The 17,664-nt window shown below is 70.0% G+C and carries 21 protein-coding genes; 12 read left to right on the forward strand and 9 right to left on the reverse strand.

Going from position 1 to position 17,664, the window contains the following annotated elements:
- Positions 1–35: 35 nt before the first annotated feature.
- The 3 genes from QRN27_RS13145 to QRN27_RS13155 all read right to left on the reverse strand — a co-directional run bounded on the left by QRN27_RS13145 (position 36) and on the right by QRN27_RS13155 (position 3,817).
- Positions 36–1,397 (reverse strand): ABC transporter substrate-binding protein, encoded by a 1,362-nt coding sequence (locus tag QRN27_RS13145; RefSeq protein ID WP_285042610.1) that lies wholly within the window; start codon positions 1,395–1,397, stop codon positions 36–38.
- 87 nt (positions 1,398–1,484) lie between these two features.
- A complete protein-coding gene (locus QRN27_RS13150) occupies positions 1,485–2,978 on the reverse strand; it encodes a glycoside hydrolase family 32 protein (protein WP_285042611.1) in 1,494 nt (497 codons plus the stop codon).
- Between the two features lie 143 nt (positions 2,979–3,121).
- Positions 3,122–3,817, reverse strand: coding sequence for an HAD family hydrolase (locus tag QRN27_RS13155; protein ID WP_285042612.1), 696 nt, complete (start codon positions 3,815–3,817; stop codon positions 3,122–3,124).
- 97 nt (positions 3,818–3,914) lie between these two features.
- Between QRN27_RS13155 and QRN27_RS13160 the strand changes: the two genes are divergently transcribed.
- The 5 genes from QRN27_RS13160 (at position 3,915) to QRN27_RS13180 (ending at position 7,124) form a co-directional block, all read left to right on the forward strand.
- Positions 3,915–4,190 (forward strand): hypothetical protein, encoded by a 276-nt coding sequence (locus QRN27_RS13160; protein ID WP_056781457.1) that lies wholly within the window; start codon positions 3,915–3,917, stop codon positions 4,188–4,190.
- 72 nt (positions 4,191–4,262) lie between these two features.
- Entirely contained in the window at positions 4,263–5,276 is a 1,014-nt protein-coding gene (locus QRN27_RS13165) for a squalene cyclase (RefSeq protein WP_285042613.1), read from the forward strand.
- A 78-nt stretch (positions 5,277–5,354) separates the two neighbouring features.
- A complete protein-coding gene (locus tag QRN27_RS13170; protein WP_285042614.1) occupies positions 5,355–6,353 on the forward strand; it encodes an intradiol ring-cleavage dioxygenase in 999 nt (332 codons plus the stop codon).
- Positions 6,354–6,410: 57 nt separating this feature from the next.
- Positions 6,411–6,626: a twin-arginine translocase TatA/TatE family subunit gene (locus QRN27_RS13175; RefSeq protein ID WP_502929525.1), complete on the forward strand. Its 216-nt coding sequence runs from the start codon at positions 6,411–6,413 to the stop codon at positions 6,624–6,626.
- 30 nt (positions 6,627–6,656) lie between these two features.
- Entirely contained in the window at positions 6,657–7,124 is a 468-nt protein-coding gene (locus QRN27_RS13180; RefSeq protein WP_285042615.1) for a twin-arginine translocase TatA/TatE family subunit, read from the forward strand.
- Here the strand turns inward: QRN27_RS13180 and QRN27_RS13185 are convergent.
- Positions 7,105–8,688, reverse strand: a complete 1,584-nt coding sequence (locus QRN27_RS13185) for an MFS transporter (protein WP_285042616.1) — start codon at positions 8,686–8,688, stop codon at positions 7,105–7,107. The two genes, QRN27_RS13180 and QRN27_RS13185, sit on opposite strands and share 20 nt — an antisense overlap.
- A gap of 236 nt (positions 8,689–8,924) precedes the next feature.
- Here QRN27_RS13185 and mmuM point away from each other — a divergent pair, with 236 nt between their 5' ends.
- Complete coding sequence (gene mmuM, locus QRN27_RS13190) at positions 8,925–9,845, forward strand: homocysteine S-methyltransferase (protein ID WP_285042617.1); 921 nt, start codon at positions 8,925–8,927, stop codon at positions 9,843–9,845.
- Here mmuM and QRN27_RS13195 read toward each other — a convergent pair.
- Both QRN27_RS13195 and QRN27_RS13200 read right to left on the reverse strand, forming a co-directional pair.
- Entirely contained in the window at positions 9,842–10,666 is an 825-nt protein-coding gene (locus tag QRN27_RS13195; RefSeq protein WP_285042618.1) for an SDR family oxidoreductase, read from the reverse strand. The genes mmuM and QRN27_RS13195 overlap by 4 nt on opposite strands.
- A 55-nt stretch (positions 10,667–10,721) precedes the next feature.
- Positions 10,722–11,309: a TetR/AcrR family transcriptional regulator gene (locus QRN27_RS13200; protein WP_285042619.1), complete on the reverse strand. Its 588-nt coding sequence runs from the start codon at positions 11,307–11,309 to the stop codon at positions 10,722–10,724.
- Positions 11,310–11,341: 32 nt separating this feature from the next.
- Here QRN27_RS13200 and QRN27_RS13205 point away from each other — a divergent pair, with 32 nt between their 5' ends.
- On the forward strand, positions 11,342–12,322 hold the full coding sequence (locus tag QRN27_RS13205) for a DMT family transporter (protein WP_285042620.1): 981 nt from the start codon (positions 11,342–11,344) through the stop codon (positions 12,320–12,322).
- On the opposite strand, the gene QRN27_RS13210 is transcribed toward QRN27_RS13205, so the two are convergent.
- Together QRN27_RS13210 and QRN27_RS13215 are read right to left on the reverse strand one after the other, a co-directional pair.
- Complete coding sequence (locus tag QRN27_RS13210) at positions 12,240–12,857, reverse strand: FMN-binding negative transcriptional regulator (RefSeq protein WP_285042621.1); 618 nt, start codon at positions 12,855–12,857, stop codon at positions 12,240–12,242. The two genes, QRN27_RS13205 and QRN27_RS13210, sit on opposite strands and share 83 nt — an antisense overlap.
- Positions 12,858–12,864: 7 nt before the next feature.
- Positions 12,865–13,749: a DMT family transporter gene (locus QRN27_RS13215; protein WP_285042622.1), complete on the reverse strand. Its 885-nt coding sequence runs from the start codon at positions 13,747–13,749 to the stop codon at positions 12,865–12,867.
- Between the two features lie 28 nt (positions 13,750–13,777).
- Between QRN27_RS13215 and QRN27_RS13220 the strand changes: the two genes are divergently transcribed.
- Positions 13,778–15,190 (forward strand): aminotransferase-like domain-containing protein, encoded by a 1,413-nt coding sequence (locus QRN27_RS13220; protein WP_285042623.1) that lies wholly within the window; start codon positions 13,778–13,780, stop codon positions 15,188–15,190.
- Positions 15,191–15,220: 30 nt separating this feature from the next.
- On the opposite strand, the gene QRN27_RS13225 is transcribed toward QRN27_RS13220, so the two are convergent.
- Positions 15,221–15,706 carry a pyridoxamine 5'-phosphate oxidase family protein gene (locus QRN27_RS13225; protein ID WP_285042624.1) on the reverse strand — a complete coding sequence of 162 codons (486 nt, stop codon included), beginning with the start codon at positions 15,704–15,706 and terminating at the stop codon, positions 15,221–15,223.
- A gap of 245 nt (positions 15,707–15,951) precedes the next feature.
- Here QRN27_RS13225 and QRN27_RS13230 point away from each other — a divergent pair, with 245 nt between their 5' ends.
- The 4 genes from QRN27_RS13230 (at position 15,952) to QRN27_RS13245 (ending at position 17,648) form a co-directional block, all read left to right on the forward strand.
- A complete protein-coding gene (locus QRN27_RS13230) occupies positions 15,952–16,257 on the forward strand; it encodes a hypothetical protein (protein ID WP_285042625.1) in 306 nt (101 codons plus the stop codon).
- A gap of 81 nt (positions 16,258–16,338) precedes the next feature.
- Complete coding sequence (locus QRN27_RS13235; RefSeq protein ID WP_285042626.1) at positions 16,339–16,671, forward strand: biopolymer transporter Tol; 333 nt, start codon at positions 16,339–16,341, stop codon at positions 16,669–16,671.
- A gap of 87 nt (positions 16,672–16,758) precedes the next feature.
- The gene (locus QRN27_RS13240) at positions 16,759–17,409 is read left to right on the forward strand and encodes a DUF2975 domain-containing protein (RefSeq protein WP_285042627.1); all 651 of its coding nucleotides are present in this window, start codon (positions 16,759–16,761) and stop codon (positions 17,407–17,409) included.
- The gene (locus tag QRN27_RS13245) at positions 17,409–17,648 is read left to right on the forward strand and encodes a helix-turn-helix domain-containing protein (protein ID WP_285042628.1); all 240 of its coding nucleotides are present in this window, start codon (positions 17,409–17,411) and stop codon (positions 17,646–17,648) included. Before QRN27_RS13240 ends, QRN27_RS13245 begins: the two co-directional genes overlap by 1 nt.
- The last annotated feature ends 16 nt before the right edge of the window (positions 17,649–17,664 follow it).

Consider the following 17,664-nt stretch of genomic DNA (forward strand, 5'->3'; position numbering starts at 1 on the left):
GGGCCGGTGACGCGCCCACCGCGGTCTGGGTGAGCTCAGTCATCGACGTTCTCCGTGAGGGCGGCGTCCATCGTCGCGATGAACTCGTCCGGCGTGATGTCGCCCTGCACGAGCAGGGTCAGCTCCTGCTGGAGTCGGGTGTTCGTGGCCGGGTCGAGCTGGGTGTCCCAGGGCATCGCGATCGCTGGTCCGACGCCGTCGGCCTGCGCCACGGAGCTCGCGTACAGCTCGGTCGCGTTCGCAGGGACGGTCGTCTGCGCGGAGGTCGTCGGCGACAGTGCGCCCGTCGCGGCGTAGAGCTCCGGGTAGCGCTCGAGGGCGAAGGCGAGGAAGTCGCGGACGAGCGGGTCGTACGTCTTCGCGTTCACCGCCATCCCGATGCCGGACGGGGTCACGTACTCGTTGTCGGCGGTGACGGCGTTGTCGATGGTCGGCAGGGTGAAGGTGCCGACCGCGTCACGGACGCCAGGGTCGAGGGCGTCGGTCGCGAGGTTCGAGAGCTCCCACGTGCCGATGTTGTAGACCGCCGCCTCGCCCGAGGTGAAGAGCGCCTGCGCGTCCGCGTAGCCGGTCGAGGAGAAGCCCTCCTGGAAGCAGCCGGCCTGCCCGAGGTCGTACAGCCACTCGGCCGCGGCCTTCCCGGCGGGGTCGGAGAACGAGGCCTTCCCGGCCTTCAGGTCCTGGATGTACTCGGGACCCGCCATCCGGAACGGGTAGTAGGCCATGTAGCGTTCGAGCGGCCACTGGTCCTGCCCGTCGAGCGCGATCGGGGTGACGCCCTTGGCACGGAGCGCCTTGCACATGGCGGGGAAGTCGTCGAGCGTGGCCGGGACGGTGACACCGGCGTCCGCGAGGAGGGAGCGGTTGTACCAGAAGAACTCCAGCTGGAACTCGAACGGCACCATGTACAGCGAGCCGTCGTCGAACCGCTGGTAGTTGAGCGCCGCCTCGCGGTAGGAGTCGGCGATACCGAGGTCCTCGAGGAGCAGGTCGACGTCGACCATCCGACCCTGCTTCGCGAGCTTCTGGGCGAACGGTGTCGCGTCGGTGTCGAAGAGCTCCGGCAGCTTGTTGGCCGCTGCGAGGGTCTCGTACTTCTGGATGTAGGACGGGCGGTCGGGCGTGGTGATGAGGTTGAGCGAGAAGCCGGGGTGGTCCTTCGCGTACTCGTCGGCGATCTGCTCCATCGCCGTGATCACGCCGCCGTCGGCCGGGCGGGAGAGCAGCCATGAGATCTCGCGGGGGACGATGTCGCCCTTCGGGTCGACGTCGGTCGGGTCCGTGGCGCTCGATCCGCCGGCGCAGCCGGAGAGGGCGAGCGCTGACGCGGCGACGAGGGACACGAAGGCGGTGCTGCGGGTGGGGCGCATGGTGCGTGTGCGTGCGGTGGTTGGCATGGTCGGAATCTCCGTTGATCGATCACAGGTGGGTGCGGGTGTGCGGGTGTGCTGGGTGGTGCAGGAAGGCGGAGCGTGGTGTCGGGATCAGGACGTCGTGCTGGTGGCGAGTCGGCGCGATGTCGCGTGGTCGTCGTCGAGGTCGGCGTCACGACGTTCCAGCAGGGTGCATTCCTCGACGGTGACGGTCCCTTCGCCGACGAAGACGCCGACGCGGCCGGTCGGCCGGTCGTAGAGGCGTGTGCTGAGGACGACCCTGTCGTCGACGGTGGCGACGCAGAGGTCGCCGTCGACGATCACCTCGAGCTCGTGCCGTCCGGGGGCGAGGTGGCAGGGGCGTTCGAGTTCGACGGCGAACGGGACGTCCCCCGAGATCTGCCACTGCTCGGTGCCGGTGCTGGAGCGCGGCCAGCGGTCGAAGACGAGGCGGTCGCGCTTCGGCTCCAGACGCAGGACGTAGCCCTCGTCGCCGTCGGCGCTCGCACGGAGGAGGACGCCGCACTCGGTCGTGCCGGGGGCGATGTCGAACCGGGTGACGAGTCGGAAGGAATCCGGTGCGTCGGCGGAGGACAGGGCGTCGGCATAGCCGTCGGGCGCGCTGAGCACCGTGCCCGAGGGGACGACGGTGTCGTTCGGATCCCCGGCGGGTGCGAAGGTGTCACGCAACTCGATCGGCGGATGGAAGGCGAGAGTGCCGTCGGTACGCTGCTCCGCTTCCAGGACGGACATGGTGCCGGCCCACTGCCAGGCGCCCGCGTCCTGGGCTCCGTCGCGGGAGGCGATCCAGCCGAAGAAGAACCGGCGTCCGTCGCGGGCGGCGGATTTCGCCGCGTAGTAGGCGCGACCGTCGAGCGTGTCGTGCTCGGGGACGAGCCAGGGGCCGTGCAGCGTGCGGGACATCCGGTACCGCGTCGTGAACGATTCGCTGAACTCGGAGTACACGAGGTACCACCAGTCACCCCACTGGAAGACTTCGGGGCACTCGTGGGCGATGTAGCGGCGGGGGTTCCAGAACGGCTCGACGGGTTCCCAGGTGGAGAGGTCGGTGGAGGTGCATTGGGCGATCACGCCTCGGCGGCGCTCGGGCCCGTCGGCGTGGCGGGCGGTGATGAGCATCCGCCAGAGCGAGGCCTCCTCGTCCCAGAAGACGAACGGGTCGCGCCAGTCGGCGGTCTCGTACCCGGCGGTGGCGCCGAAGGTGTCGGCCTCGAGGCGGTCCCAGGTGCGCATGCCGTCGGTGCTGATGGCGTGCATGACGAGCTGGAGTGCCTGGCCGTCCGCCCCGAGGTGGTCAGGGTTGTGGCCGGTGTAGAAGACGTGGTTGGTGCCGTCCTCGGCGAGGACGACGCTTCCGGTGTACACGTTGAAGTCGGACGCCGTCGGGCCGCCGGAGGGCAGGGCCGCCCCCTCGTCGTGGAAATCGACCAGGTTCTCGGTCGTGACACGGTGCCACGGCATGCCGATCTTCGGCACGCGACGCGACTCGTGCAGGTAGAGCAGGTGGAAGACACCGTCCTCCTGCCACGGGATGACGTCTCCGACCCATGCGCCGTTCGGCTGGTGGAACCCTCGTTGGTTCATGACGTCCTCTGCTGTGAGTGGTTAATCGGTTACGCAGACACCGTAGCGGGATGCCGAGAAGCTGGTCAAGCGGTTAAGCAAAGTTAAGCAACTCGCCCTCGACGAGCCCTGCTCTCGAGGTCGCGAAGTCCTTCGGCGTCGGCTTATCTGGCGGGCTCGACGCCGGCGCGAAGTTCGCCCAGGACGACGTCCGCAATGCCCGCCGTATGCGTCGCGTAGCGATCGACGAGTAGCCCGCGCATGCCGGCCGACCGGGCGCCGTCGACGTCGTGCGCCTGATGGTCGCCGACGAACAGGCACTCCTCTGGCGCGACACCCAACCGTGTAGCGAGGATGGCGAACGCCTGGGGATCCGGTTTCTGCACGCCGAGGTGTTCGGAGATGCACACCGTGTCGAACCCGTCGAACAGATCGGTCCGATGCAGCTTGTCGAGTTGCTGTGCCTGTGCTCCGTTCGTGAAGAGGCCGACGCGGTAGCCGCTGGCGCGCAGGCTGTGGATCAGTGCTCGGCTGTCCGGAAACGCGCGCCATGACTGCCGGTAGGCCTGGAGATAACGGTCGAACAATGCGTCCAGCCCCGCGTCGTCCGTCGGCAGCGTGACGCCCAGTACTGGCAGCACGGCTCGCAGGCGCTGTCGTCGCTGTTCCTGGAAGCTGATCTCCCCGGCCCGCCACCGTTCGAACTGGGTGTCCTCGGCAGTGAACCAGGATCGGAGGGCTCCTGGTGATGGCTCGACTCCCAGTGATCGGAGGAAGTGGTGCACCCCGTCGCGGGCGGAGCCGCGGTGGTCGAACAAGGTGCCGTCGAGGTCGAACCCGACTGCCCGAAGCGTGCGCACGTGCCAACGGTAACGACATCCATCTCGGTCGCCAACTGCCGACGCGTCACGCGCATCTCAGCTTGCCTCACCAGAGATTCGAACGTATGTTCGATACATGACCCGCCCCCGTCCGATCCGACTCGACCACAACACGTGGCTCGTGATGCGGAACGACCCGGTCATTCCGAAGGCGGTCATCGAACGACGGCGCGACCGGTCGGGGTCCGACGCCTACTTCGTCATCGCGTGGGACATCGATCCGACGAAACGCGTGCTCATGAGCGTGCAGCCCAGCCTCGAACAGGCCGACGCCCTCGTCCGCTACGACGTCCTCCGCACCTCGTCCGATCGCGACGGCCCACCGAACGGCCTCAAAGCCACCCCGCGTTGACGGTCCGATCCGACGCCGGGCGCGGCCGACACCACCCTGTCGGCCGCGCCCCGCGAGGAGTAGCGTTCCCGCATGGCGATCGACGCGAAGCTGCTCGACTGGATGCTCGACTCCGACCCGGCCCTCCGCTGGCAGGTCGAACGAGACCTGGCGGGGGCGCTGCCCGAGGTGTGGGAGGCCACTCGGGCGAGCATCCCCTCCACCGGGTTCGGCGCGGCACTCCTCGCTCATCAAGACCCGGACGGGCAGTGGGCGGGCGGCGCGTTCTTCCCGGCCGGCTTCTTCGACAGCCCAGAGGCCCAGCAACCCGGCCAGCCCTGGGTCGCGACCACCTGGGCGCTCAAGGACCTCCGCGAGTGGGGCGTTGATGCGGCCGTCCTGACCGACACGGCCGCGCGCCTGGCGGCCAATAGTCGCTGGGACTACGACGACCTGCCCTACTGGGGCGGCGAGGTCGACGTCTGTATCAACGCGTTCACCCTCGCGAGCGGCGCCTGGCTCGGCATCGACGTGACCCAGCTGGCCACATGGTTCACCACGCACCGCCTCGCCGACGGCGGCTGGAACTGCGAGGCGGAGGAGGGCGACTCCGTCCGTTCATCCTTCCACTCCACCCTCAACGCCGTCCGCGGTCTCCTCGCGTACGAGACGACCACCGGTGACACGAGCGTGCGCGAAACCCGCCGCAGCGGCGAGGAGTACCTGCTCTCCCGCCGGCTGCTCAACCGCGCGTCCACCGGGGAGCGGGTCGGCGGTTTCGTCGAGCACTTCGTCTACCCGAACCGCTATCGCTACAGCGCCCTCGTCGCCCTCGACCACTTCCGGGCCGTGTCCATCACCGAGGGGACCCCGCCGGACCCTCGACTCGCGGACGCCGTCGAACTCGTCCGCCGTGCACGGCAAGCCGACGGCACTTGGCTGCAGGGGGCGCGTCTGCCCGGTCGGGTCTGGTTCGACGTCGACGTGCCCGAGGGGGAGCCGTCGAAGTGGCTCACGCTCATCGGTTCCCGGGTCCTCGCCTGGTGGGACGAACCGGGCTCGGCAACCGCCCAGCAGACCCATGGACGAGGGATGGACGGCTCATAGGAGGCCCATAGCCTGCGCGCCGAGGCTCGTCCCACGACCGATCGGGACCACCGATCGCAGACGAAGGCGAGGCGCATCATGAGCAGGATCCCAGCACCCGAGCACACCCCGGACGGCCCGGCCTACGAGGGCCGCCTGCTGGACCGCGCCGACGAGGAGGTCGTCGACCAGGGGGTCGCGTTCGACCTCGGAACCCTCGTCAGCCGGCGCACGATCCTGAGCCTCGTGGGTGCCGGGGTCGGGGCCGTCGCGCTGGCCGCCTGCTCCACCGGGGCGTCCGGCAGCAGCAGTACGAGCACCGGCGCTGCCGGGTCCGGCGCCGCGGGGTCCGGCACGAGCACCGCGACCGCGACCGGAGACCTCCCCGCCGGCGAGATCCCCGACGAGACCGCGGGCCCCTACCCGGGTGACGGCTCGAACGGCGCCGACGTGCTGGAGGAGTCCGGCATCGTCCGCAGCGACATCCGGTCGAGTATCGGGTCCGGCACCACCGCGAGCGGGGTCCCGATGGCCCTCTCGCTCACCATCCTCGACATGGCGAACGGTGACGCCCCGTTCGCCGACGTCGCGGTGTACGTCTGGCACTGCGACGCGTCGGGCGGCTACTCGATGTACTCCGACGGGATCGAGGACGAGACCTACCTCCGCGGCGTCCAGGTCGCCGACAACTCGGGGACCGTCTCGTACACCTCGATCTTCCCGGCCTGCTACTCGGGTCGGTGGCCGCACATCCATTTCGAGGTGTACCCCACGGTGGACGACATCTCGGACTCCGCGAACGCCATCGCGACCTCCCAGGTCGCCCTCCCGCAGGCGGCGTGCGACGCCGTCTACGCCTCGTCCGGCTACGACGGTTCGAGCGCGAACCTCGCCCAGGTGAGCCTCGACGCCGACAACGTCTTCGGCGACGACGGCGGTGCCCTGCAGCTCGCGACGGTGACGGGCGATGCGACCTCTGGGTACCAGGTGGCGCTCACCGTGCGGGTGGACACCACGACGACGCCGACCGCCGGTGCCGCTCCGTCCGGCGGTGCTGGAGCCGGCGGTGGCGGAGGAACGCCGCCGAACGGCCGCTGACCGCCGACACCTCCACGCACACCCGCCCTGACCCGCATCGACCCGAAAGGACCCGTCATGGGAATCCTCCAGAACCTCACCGGCTGGCACGCCCTCATCGTCCTCGCCGTCATCCTGCTGTTCTTCGGCGCCGCGAAGCTCCCGAGTCTCGCCCGCAGCGTCGGGCAGTCGGCGCGCATCCTGAAGGTCGAGGTGTCGGGCGACGTGGACACCCGGGTCGACACCCGCGCTGACACCCGCGCTGATACCCGCGCTGACACCCCTGCCGCCTGATCGCCGGAGCGCATCGTGTTCGGACTCACCATGGACAAGCTGATCGTCATCGGCATCATCGCGGCCGTACTCATCGGCCCGAAACAGTTGCCCGTGTACGCCGAGAAACTCGGGGTGCTCGTCCGCACCGTCCGCGACCTCGTCGCCACGACCAAGGCGCGCGCCGCCGAGGAACTCGGCCCCGAGTTCGACCCGACCGAGTGGAGACGACTCGACCCCCGACAGTTCGATCCCCGTCGGATCATCCAGGAGGCACTCGCCGAGGAACATGGGCCGGACGCGCCGCTCGAGCCGGCGGCTGCGGACGAGGAGCCGACCGTGCCGCCTGTCCCGGCGAAGCCTCTCGTGAGCGGCGGCTGGCAGGCCGCGTTCCTCGAGCGGGTCGGACGCGACGGGGCGGATGCGCATCGCGCACCCGCCCCGATCGTGATCACCGAACGCGTCGTCCCGGGCGAACGCGTCGTCGTCGCCGAACCCGCTAGCCGGCTGGCGTCGTGACGCGCTCGTCCTGGCCGTCCGCTGCAGGGGACGAACCGGCGGGCGGCAGGATGTCGAGCGGCATCGTGTGGGTGTCGATGAGTGGGTTGTCGTCCTGCCCCTTCACGAGTTCCACCGCCTCGGCCTTCGTCTCGACCGTCGGCACCGAGCCGATGAGCGGACGACGAGCCGTCTCCCGCATGGTGAGCACGCCGACGCCGGCGACCGCCGCGAAGAACATGATGTAGAACGCCGGCATGAAGGTGTTGCCCGTCAGCTGGATGAGGAACTCGCTGAACAGCGGCGTCGTCCCACCGAACAGGGAGACCGACAGGTTGTACGCGATCGCCATGGCACCGAAGCGGGACGCCGTCGGGAAGAACGCCGGCAGCGAGGCCGCGGACGGTCCGGCCCACAGGGCGACGGGGGCGGCGACCATGAACAGCGCGATGAAGATCGCCCAGATCTCACCGATCTGCATGACCGCGAACGCCGGCACCATGAGCACGAGGGTCGCGCCGACGGCCATGAGGTACACCGGCTTGCGGCCGACCTTGTCGGACAGGCGGCCGACGAGCGGCAGGCAGGCGGACATGATGAGCAGCACCGGGATGGTGGCCACCGCGGCCGTCAGGTTGGAGACGCCGACGTCCTTCTCGAGGTAGGTCGGCATGTAGCTCGTGAGGGCGTACCCGGCGGTGTTCGTCGCGGCGACGATCGCCATCGCGATGAGGATCTGACGCCAGAAGTGGCGGAAGATCCCGAAGATCCCCTGACGGGCCATCGGGTCGGCGTGCTCGGCCTCGATCCCACCGGCGGTCTCGGCGACCTCGTAGGCCGGGGTCTCGGGGATCTTGAGACGGAACCACACCGCCACGGCACCGAGCGGCAGGGCGATGAGGAACGGGATGCGCCAACCGAACTCGGTCATCGCGTCCGGCCCGGCGAGGCCCTCCGCGATCAGCGTGGTGAGGGCGACGGTTCCGGCGCCGGCCGCGAAGCCGACGTAGGAGCCGACGTCGAGCCAGGACGCCCAGAACCCACGGCGGCGGTCGGGGGAGAACTCGGCGACGTAGGTGGAGGCGCCGGCGTACTCACCACCGGTCGAGAAGCCCTGGATCATCTTGAGCAGGTAGAGCGGCGCGATGGCCCACAGGCCGATCTGCGCGGCCGTCGGCAGCACACCGATGAGCGCGGTGGCCGCAGCCATCATCGACATCGTGAGGAAGAGGATCTTCTTCCGGCCGATCTTGTCGCCGAGCGGCCCGAGCACCAGACCGCCGAGCGGACGGACGAGGAACGACACGGCGAAGCCGAACAGGGTGACGAGGATGCCGGCTTCAGGCGGCAGCCCCTCGGTGAAGACGACGGTCATGGTGACGGCGAGGTAGCCGTAGATGCCGAAGTCGAACCACTCCATGAAGTTGCCGACCACGGTGCCCGAGATGGCGGTGCGGATGCGCGACCGCTTCACGACGAGGACGTCGTCGACGCGGAGGCGCCTGGTCTTGCGGGCCGGCTTCCGGCCGGGTTTCGGTGCGGGGGATGCGGGGGACGATGATGCAGTGTTGTCGGTGGAGTTCACAAGCAGTACTCGTTTCCTGACAGTCGTATTGGATCATTCGGCACTCGCGGAATCGCTCAGTGCCCGAGAAATGCCGGAGGATCGCCATGCTGCACTGGCACGGAGCTCGGGGGAGCTGCACGTCGGGTGGCGGTTCGTTCGGGTGCGAACGCGTCCTCTCGGCTCTGGACGGGTATAGACAATACCAGGTGTTCAGTGCCACCCCTCCCAGCGGTGGTGGGGGCACAATGGGCTGCATGGATCTGAGGCGGCGCTCGTGGACGCTCGACGGCGGTCTCGGGACGCTCCTCGAGGCACGTGGCCACGACCTCTCCGACGCGCTCTGGAGCGCCCGGTTGCTCGTCGATCAGCCAGCGGCAGTTCAGGCTGCTCACCAGGAGTTCTTCGCCGCCGGAGCGCAGGTCGCGATCACCGCCTCCTATCAGGTCGGCTTCGAGGCGTTCGAGCGAATCGGCTTCACCGCTTCGGACACGGAACGCCTCCTGCGGTCGAGCGTCGACCTCGCGCGTCGAGCACGCGACACGCGGACGGATCCGGCCGACGAGGGTCGCCTCCTCGTCGCGGCTTCCGTCGGACCATACGGTGCGACCCTCGGCGACGGCTCCGAATACCGGGGCGACAGTGGCCTCACGCGAGCGGAACTGCGTCGGTGGCACGAACGACGATTGACGGTCCTCGCCGACGCCGGACCGGACCTCCTCGCCCTCGAGACCATCCCGTCCCTCGACGAAGCCAAGGCGCTCGCCGAACTCGTGCGCGGCGGCGGCGTCCCGGCGTGGTTGTCGTTCACGGTTTCGGGCGGTCGCCTGCGCTCGGGTGAGCCGATGGAGGAGGGCTTCCGGGTGGTCGACGACATCGACGAGTTCCAGGCGGTGGGGGTGAACTGCTCCCATCCGGACGAGGTGCTGCCGGCCATCCGAGCCGCTCGCGCCGTGACGGACCGCGCGATCGTCGTCTACCCGAACTCCGGCGAGCGGTGGGACGCCGAGGCGCGGGTCTGGCGCGGGCGTGGCGGTGTCGGCGACGTCGACGCCTGGCTGGAGGCCGGTGCGAGCGTCGTCGGTGGCTGCTGCCGGATCCTGCCCGACGACATCGCCGTCATCCGGGGCAGGGTCGACGCGTTCGAGCCCGGAGTCGATGTGGCAGGGCCCGGCTAGCCGACGTTGAACCCGCCGTTGCTCGAGAGCAGTTGGCCGTTGATCCAGGAACCTGCGGGGGAGAACAGGAACCGGACGAGGTCCGCGGTGTCGGACGGCGTGCCGAGCCGGCCCGCCGGCGTCGCCTCGGCCCCCGCGCGACGGATGTCCTCGGTCATCCAGCCCGTGTCGATCGGCCCCGGATTGATGACGTTCGACCGCACCCCGCGGTCGGCGAGCTCCACCGCGGCCGCCGTGACGATGCGGTCGAGCGCGCCCTTGCTGGCGCCGTAGGGGAGGTTGTGCACCGAGTGGTCGCTCGTCAGCGCGACGATCCGGCCGGCCACCTCCGGCGTCCCTTCCTGCACCGGGAGCTGTTCGGCGAACGCCTTGATGAGCAGCCAGGTGGCCCTGGCGTTCACGGCGAAGTGGCGGTCCCAGCTGTCGACGTCCGTGGTGAGGATCGAGCTGTCGACCGACTCGCAATGCGACATCACGAGTCCGGACACACGACCGGAGCGCGCCGCCCGCTCGACGAGTTCGGCGGGGAAGGCCGGGTCGGCGAGGTCGCCGAACACGACGTCGACCGCGACGCCGAGCGCACGGCACTCCTCGGCGATGGATTCCGGGTCGTCGGGGGTCCGTTCGTAGCCGAGGCGCTCGTCGTAGGGGCGCCACGCGTTGAGGACCAGGTTCCAACCGTCGGCGGCGAGGCCGACGGCGAGACCGGCCCCGATCGACCGGCGGCGCCCCACGCCGGTCACGATGGCGAGGCGATCGGTGGCGAGGCGATCGGTGCCCGGGTCGGTGGTGGTCTCGATGGCGTCGTCGATGAAGTCCATCCGCCGACCCTACGCGATGTCGCGTGGATGCCGACAGGTCACTCGGCGGGCCTGGTCAGGCGGACAGGAGCCGACCGGCGATCGAACGGGCGGTCTCGAACGGCTCTCGGAAGGTGCGCATCCCGACGGTCACGATGGCGCCCTCGTAGAGCAGCATGAGTTCGCGGGCGCGTGCTCCGGGATCCGACAGGCCGGCTTCGGTGATGAGCTCGGCGAAGCGGTCGAGCAGCCACTGCTTCTGCCGGGTGACCTCGGGGAGGACCAGGCCGCTCGTCGCGTGATCGGGGATCTCGGCGCGGGCGTTCACGGCGCTGCAACCCTTCGGGCTGTTGTCGTCGGACCAGCCGATCGCCGCATCGAAGATCGCGAGCACCCGGTCGATCCCGGGGGCCGGGTGCCGGGCGAGGACCTCGTCGAGCCAGGCCCGCCACCGTGCATCGCGGTGCTGGAGATAGGAGAGCACGAGGGCCTCCTTGCTGCCGAAGCGGTCGTAGAGGGTCTTCTTCGTGACCCCGGCCGCTTCCGCGATGGTGTCGACGCCGACCGCGTGGATGCCGTTCTCGTAGAAGAGGACGGACGCGGCGTCGAGCACCCGTCGGGCGCCCGGCGTGAGGGGTGCGAGCTCTGGCGTGTCGACCGTCATGCGAAAACTATACCAGTCTGTATACTGCGGGAATGAGTAAACAGATCGGTGTAGTTTTCGCGGCCGCAGCCTTCGTCCTCGCCTGGAGCTCAGGGTTCATCGTCGCGAAGATCGGCACCGAGGACGTGCCCGTGCTCACCGTCCTGCTCTGGCGGTTCGTGCCCCTCGCCCTGGGGCTCGCGATCGTGCTGTTGGTCAGCGGGCGGTGGCGGGACGTCGGACGCGCCCAACTGCGGTCACAGCTCGTCATCGGCCTGTTCGCCCAGTTCGGCTACGTCGTGTTCGTCTACGCATCGGTCGCCGTGGGCATCTCGACCGGGACGACCGCGCTCATCGACGCCGTCCAGCCGCTCATCATCGCGGCACTCGCCGGACCGCTGCTGCACGTGCGCGTCCCCGGCGCGCAATGGCTCGGGCTCGGCATCGGCGCGGTCGGGGTGTTCCTCATCGTGCAGTCGCAGTTCGGCGCCTCGGACGCGCCGCCCATCGCCTACGCCCTGCCCGCACTGGCCATGGTCAGCCTCATCACCGCGACGATCCTGGAACGGCGCTCGCCGCACCGATCCCCGGTCCTCCTCACCCTGACCGTCCACGCGACGGCGACCACGGTGCTCCTCGCCGTCCTCGCCCTCGCGACCGGTGCGGCCGTGCCGCCGGGCGACGCGACCTTCTGGCTCACGACGCTCTTCCTCGCGCTCGTGCCGACGCTCTCGGCCTACGGCCTCTACTGGTGGTTGCTGCGGCGGATCGGCGTGACGGTCCTGAACGCCCTGCTGTTCCTCGTCGCCCCGACGACGGCCGTCGCCGGGGCGCTCCTGTTCCGTGAGCCGTTCACCCTCCTGACCGCCGGTGGGTTCCTGCTCAGCGCGGCGGGTGTCGCCCTCGTGCTCGTCAGTGACGCCCGCGGTCGTGTCGGTGCTCGGAGTCGGGTCAGTGACCCGGCGTCCGGAGCCCCCGCTGACGACGCATCTCCTCGGCGAGCTCCGGATTGTGCTCGGCAAGGTGCTCGGTGATGTCGTCCACCACCTCCGGCGCCTTGTTCTGGCTGAGCTTCGCACGGGCGTCGAAGCGCGTCACCCGCATGCGCAGACCGACCGTGCCCTTCGCCGCACGCCGGGTGCCGGCCTCGTCCTCGGACAGGTGGCGGCCGTCCGGGCGGGAGTCCTCGAAGTGGTCCGTCAGCTTGCTCAACATCTCGTAGTTCTCGTCCTCGCTGAGGACCTCCGGCGTGCCGTACAGGTGGGCGGTGACGTGGTTCCAGGTCGGGATGAGCTGGCCCTCCGGGTACCAGCTCGGCGACACGTAGTCGTGTGGCCCCTGGATGATCACGAGGATCTCGTGCGTGCCGAGCTCGTGCGACGCCTCGTCCGGTCGACCGAAGTGGCTGACGATCGACAGCCCGTCGACGTCCTCCTCGAGGATCGCCGGGTAGTGGGAGGCGACGAGGCCGGTGCTCGCCGGCGACACGAACGTCGCCCACGGGTGGTTGCGGATGAGGCGCTTGACCTCGTCGACGTCGGTCATGAGGTACGTGGGGGTGTGGCGCATGGTGGGGTCACTTCCGGTCGAGGCGGGTGCGCACGGCGAGGCCGGCGCACAGGATGACCGCGAGGCCGCCGAGCACGGTGGCCCGGTCGAGGTCCTCGCGGAGGATGAGGGTCGCCCACCCGATGCTCAGCACCGGTTGGACGAGTTGGATCTGGCTGACGCGCGACAGGGGACCGATCGCGAGCCCGCGGTACCAGGCGAAGAAGCCGAGGAACATGCTGACCACGCCGAGGTACCCGAAGGCGAGCCAGGCCACCGGCGTCGCCGTCGGTGGCTCCGCGACCCAGGCGATGGCGGTGAGCGTCACCATGAGTGGCGAGGCCAGGACGAGCGCCCAGCAGATGGTCTGCCAGGAGCCGAGCTCGCGGGCGAGCAACCCGCCTTCGGCGTAACCGATCGCGGCGGCGACGACGGCACCCAGGAGGAGCAGGTCGGACCAGTCCAGCGGGGCGAGTCCGTCGGTCCGCAGGGCTGCGAACCCCACGGCGGCGACCGCACCCAGGCCGGCGAAGATCCAGAATGCGCGCGACGGACGCTCGCCGCCGCGGACGACCCCGGCGACCGCGGTGGCGGCGGGGAGCAGGCCGATCACGACGGCGCTGTGGCCGGCGGGTGCCGTGGTGAGTGCGAAGGACGTCAGGAGTGGGAACCCGACGACGACCCCGCCGGCGACGACGGCGAGGCGAGCCCACTGGGCACCGACGGGACGCCGTGCGCGCATGGTCGACAGGACGAGGAGGGCGAGGGCGGCCGCGACGACGGCGCGAGCCGAGCCGATGAAGAGCGCGGACATCCCGGTCAGTGCGACCTTGGTAAGCGGGATGGTGAGCGAGAACGCCAGGACGCCGAGGAACCCCCAGCCGAGACCGGCACGGGATAACGCCACCGGCATCGGAGCGATAACGCTACTCTGTTGACTCATGAACAACGATAGCACCGAGCGGATCGTCATCGCCATGACGAGCTGGATCGCGGCCGCCCCACCCGGTGCCCGGGTGCCGTCGAACCGGACCCTTACGGCGGAGTTCGGCGCGAGTCCGGTCACCGTGCAGAACGCGATGCGGCAGCTCGCCGGGCGAGGGCTCGTCGAGAGCCGGCCGGGGGTCGGAACCTTTGTCCGGGCGGCTCGATCGACCCGGACCGTCGACTACGGCTGGCAGACGGCCGCGCTCGGTGCGCTGCCCTGGCGGCCCGGTGCGCTGTCCGCGGCTCAGCGGTCGGTCGCGCCCGACACCATCGCGCTGCACTCGGGATACCCGGCCCGTGAACTCCTCCCGGAACGCCTCGTCCGCGCGGCGCTCGCCCGCGCAGCCCGCACCGACGTCGCCATGACCCGCTCGCCGGCGGCCGGAGCGCCCGGGCTCCAAGCCTGGTTCGCCGCCGAACTCGCCGCCGTCACCCCACCCGGGGTCACCCCGGCGACGGCCAGGGACGTCATCGTGATCGCCGGCAGTCAGAGCGGTCTCAGCTCGATCTTCCGGGCGCTCGTGGGGCCAGGACAGCCGATGCTCATCGAGTCGCCGAGCTACTGGGGTGCGATCCTCGCTGCCGAGCAGGCCGGGGTCACGCTCGTCCCCGTGCCGACCGGGCCGACCGGGCCGGATCCGGACGCCGTGGAGCGCGCCTTCCAGGACACGGGAGCCCGCGCCTTCTATGCGCAGCCGACCTTCGCCAACCCGAGCGGAGGGCAGTGGCCGGAGGAGACCGGGCTCGCGGTGCTCGAGTCCGTGCGACGCCACGGGGCGTTCCTCATCGAGGACGACTGGGCGCACGACCTCGCCATCGACACCGATCCACGTCCCCTCGCAGCGCTCGACGGCGACGGACACGTGATCTACCTGCGGTCGTTGACGAAGAGCGTGTCACCGTCGCTGCGGGTCGCCGCCGTCATCGCGAGGGGACCGGCTCGCGATCGGATCCTGGCCGACCGGTCCGCCGAGTCCATGTACATCAGCGGCCTGCTCCAGGCGGCGACGCTCGACGTCGTGACCCAGCCCGGTTGGCGGACGCATCTCCGTGGTCTGCGTCCCCGCCTGCGTGCCCGACGCGACCGACTCGTCGCGAGCCTCGCCGAACACGCGCCGACGGTCCACCTCGGGCTGGTCCCCGCCGGCGGCCTGAACCTGTGGGGGCGACTGCCGGACGGCACCGACGCGGCGCAGGTGGTCCGCTCCTGCGAGAGCCGCGGGCTCATCATCGCCGACGGTGCCGAGTGGTTCCCCGCTGAACCCGCCGGGTCCTTCATCCGGTTGAACTACTCCGGCGAGGACGCGGACCGCTTCGAGGAAGCGGCCCGCATCCTGGGCGAGGTGCTGGCGGACGAGCGCGCCTGAGGTGCTCGCGGACGAGCGCGAGGGTGTCGCTTACAGCTCGACCTTCGCGTTGTCGCCACCGTCGTAGGTCTCGCCGGTCACCTTCGACTTGACGAGCGCGATGGCGGTGGCGATCTTGCCGCCGGGGCTGTCCCAGTACTCGGCGCTGTCGGCGGAGAACTTCAGCAGGCCGACGCGCGGGTCGGTCGGGCCGTCCGGGAACCAGGCCTCGACCGCGCCGTTCCAGAGTTCCTCGAGCTTCGCCTGGTCCTCGACGAGTGCCGCGGTCCCGGCGAGCGACACCCACGAGCTGTCGGAGCTCAGCGTGACGCCCGCGTTCGGGTTGACGTCGAGCTGCTGCACGGCGGAGGCGTCCTTGCCGATGATGAACCAGAGGTCGCCGTCGAACTCGCGCTCCTGCACGGTGAGCGGGTGGGCGACGAGCTTGCCGTCGAGGTCCACGGTGGTCAGCATCGCGAATCGGAAGTCCGCGAGGAGGCCGTTGAGGGTCGTGTAGGGGTCGGTGTTCTCGGACATGGCTGTCTCCTTCGTCTCGTCGACCGGCCCGTCGGTGTCGGGGTGCCGGTCTGCGTGGCTCGCAGCCTACGACCCGGCACCGCGAGCGTGCCTGGATGGTCGCGACCGTTGACGGGAGCGGGATCTTCTGCTCCGAGCGCGGCCCGAGCCGACCCCATCGCACATCTCGTGCGTGAGCGCCATGCTCCTGCTGTTCTCGGGTCCGCTCACTACCCTGGACACTTCACGACCGCAGGGAGAGACACATGAACACCTCATCGCTCATCAACCAGATCAACGAGGCGCTCGCGGCACTCGGCGGCGGCCCGTTCCTCACGACGAAGACCACCGAGCAGGACGCAACGACCACGGTCACCGGCACCCTCGGCGACACCGAGATCCACATCGACTTCGTCGAAGAGGGCAACGGCACCGACGCCGAGAAGGACCACACGGTCGTCGTCCGCGACGCTTCGGGCAAGCAGCTCGGCGAAGGACACGGCGACTCCACGTTCGCCGACGCGATCTCCTCGTTCGGCTGGGCCGGCGTGCTCGACGCCGTCAAGGGCTGATCGACCGATCATGACCACCAGGGTCCGGTCCCGTCCGCGTCTGCGGGGGACCGGGCCTTGCGTCGTCTTCGGGAGGTCGTCGTGACGCCGCGATCGGGTGACGGGCCGGTCGAGGACGAGCACTGGTTCGTGGTGAACGGCCGACGCTGGCGCCGCACCGACCCGAGCCTGCCGGAGGATCTCGTCGCCGCGCTGCAGTCGCACCTCGGCCGAGGCCGCTCCGGTGTCGGGGTCGCGAAGCGCGCGGGCGACGAGGAAGCTGTGGCGGCCGCACGTCGTCGGGTCGGTCTCGCGAAGCACGGGCTCGGTGAGCGCGGCCCGAAGTGGTGGGAGGAGCCCGAGGCTGCACGGCTCGAACGGGCTGAGACGGCGCTCGAAGACCTCCAGGCGCTCGACGGGACGTCGTCCGGCTGATCCCGCGGCCTGGTCGGCCTTGCGCTCCGGGTGATCTCGACATATCGTTTATCGATACCAACGACAATCGATATGGATGTGATGATCATGACCGACTCCACCGATCGCCCGACGCCGTCCGGCTTCGACCACGCGGCCTGGCAGGCCGCGAAGACCGCACGTTCCAACCGCAACGACCTCGTGTCCGTGCTCGGTGCCGCCGTCGTCGCCGCAGGAGCCGTCGTCGTCATCCTCGTCCTCCGGCTGCTCGACGTCTTCGGCACCGACGGGACCCGAGTGCCCGTGTTCTTCGACGCTGTCGACGTGGCCCTGCCTGGCGCGGCGGGAGCCGGCTCCGTCACGGTCGACCAGGGTTCGATCGTCGTGGCCGACCTACCGGCCGTGACCTTCGTGTGCGTCCTGCTCGCCGCGATCCTGCCGGCGATCGCGAACCTCGTCGTCATCGTCTGTGGATTCAGGTTCTTCCGCCGCCTGCTGCGTGGCGACGCCTTCGCCCCCGGCAACGCACGGCTGCTCTCGATCGCCTCGATCGCCATCCTCTGCGGGTGGATCGCGGACACCTGGTTCGGCACGATGGCCTCGAACGGCGCGCTCGCGGTAGCGACCGACGGCGCGGTGGAGGGTACCCCGTACCCCCTCACGTGGATCCCGGTGCTCGTGGCCATGGCCGTCGGAGGACTCGCGATCGCGTTCCGTGCCGGCGAGCGACTGCGCGCCGACACCGAGGGGCTCGTCTGATGGTCCCGGCCATCGACGACGACGCGGCGACCGGGGTGCACTGCACCCTCGACCGGTTGCTCGCCGACCGCGGCCTCACGCTCGCCCGCCTCAGCGAACTCGTGGGCGTGAGCGTGGTGAACCTGTCGGTCCTGAAGAACGACCGGGCGAAGGCGATCCGGTTCTCGACCCTCACCGCCATCTGCCGGGCGCTCGACTGCGAGATCGGTGAGCTCCTGGAGCTCGACGCCGCATCCTGAGCGGCCCGGCGCCGAC

Source organism: Plantibacter sp. LMC-P-059a, from assembly GCF_030209505.1.
Taxonomy (GTDB): Bacteria; Actinomycetota; Actinomycetes; order Actinomycetales; family Microbacteriaceae; genus Plantibacter.